We start from the raw sequence: 1,438 nt of genomic DNA on the forward strand, positions 1-1,438 counted from the left end.
TGATCTCGCGGGTGAAGGCCAGGACGGAGGGGTTGGAGGCGGACAGTTCGACGTAGGAGCCGACGCCGAAGACGGGGTGGCGCTGCCGGATCTCGATCATTTTGCGGGTCCAGTGCAGCAGGGATCCGGGGTTGTTGGCCTGTGCTTCGACGTTGACGGCCTGGTAGCCGTAGATGGGGTCCATGATGACCGGCAGGTAGAGGCGGGCGGGGTCGCAGTGGGAGAAGCCGGCGTTGCGGTCGGGGGTCCATTGCATGGGGGTGCGGACGGCGTCGCGGTCGCCGAGCCAGATGTTGTCGCCCATGCCGATCTCGTCGCCGTAGTACAGGACGGGGGAGCCGGGCAGGGAGAGCAGCAGGGCGGTGAAGAGTTCGAGTTGGTTGCGGTCGTTGTCCAGCAGGGGGGCCAGGCGGCGGCGGATGCCGATGTTGGCTTTCATGCGGGGGTCTTTGGCGTATTCGGTGTACATGTAGTCGCGTTCTTCGTCGGTGACCATCTCCAGGGTGAGTTCGTCGTGGTTGCGGAGGAAGATGCCCCATTGGCAGGAGTCGGGGATTTTGGGGGTTTGGGCCATGATTTCGGAGATGGGGTAGCGCTGTTCGCGGCGGACGGCCATGAAGATGCGGGGCATGACGGGGAAGTGGAAGGCCATGTGGCATTCGTCGCCGCCGGCGGCGGGGTCGCCGAAGTATTCGACGACGTCGGCGGGCCATTGGTTGGCTTCGGCGAGCAGGACGCGGTCGGGGTAGAGGCGGTCGACTTCGGCGCGGACGCGTTTGAGGTAGGTGTGGGTTTCGGGGAGGTTTTCGCAGTTGGTGCCTTCGCGGGCGTACAGGTAGGGGACGGCGTCCAGGCGGAATCCGTCGATGCCCAGGTCGAGCCAGAAGCGGAGGTTTTCCAGCATGGCGTCTTGGACGGCGGGGTTGTCGTAGTTGAGGTCGGGTTGGTGGGAGAAGAAGCGGTGCCAGTAGTACTGGCCGCGGACGGGGTCGTAGGTCCAGTTGGAGGATTCGGTGTCGATGAAGATGATGCGGGCGTCGGGGTAGCCGGTGTCGTCGTCGGCCCACATGTAGAAGTCGCCGAAGGGGCCGTCGGGGTCGGTGCGTGAGGCCTGGAACCAGGGGTGCTGGTCGGAGGTGTGGTTCATGACCAGGTCGGCGATGACGCGGATGCCGCGGGCGTGGGCTTGTTCGATGAGGTCGACGAAGTCGCCGAGTTCGCCGAATTCGGGGAGGATGCGGGTGTATTCGGCGATGTCGTAGCCGCCGTCTTTGAGCGGGGACTGGTAGATGGGCAGCAGCCACAGGCAGTCGACGCCGAGCCATTGCAGGTGGTCGAGTTTGGAGATCAGGCCGCGCAGGTCGCCGTAGCCGTCGTTGTTGCTGTCGGCGAACCCGCGGACCGACACCTCGTAGAACACCGCCGTCTTGAACCAGTG

1 protein-coding gene is annotated in these 1,438 nt (G+C 65.0%); it reads right to left on the bottom strand.

Going from position 1 to position 1,438, the window contains the following annotated elements:
* A partial coding sequence (gene treS / locus ABGB11_RS42360; protein WP_347641356.1) for a maltose alpha-D-glucosyltransferase occupies window positions 1–1,438 on the bottom strand: 1,438 nt, incomplete at both ends.

Origin of the sequence: Actinomadura sp. B10D3, assembly GCF_039871695.1 — a bacterium.
Classification (GTDB): domain Bacteria; phylum Actinomycetota; class Actinomycetes; order Streptosporangiales; family Streptosporangiaceae; genus Spirillospora; species Spirillospora madurae.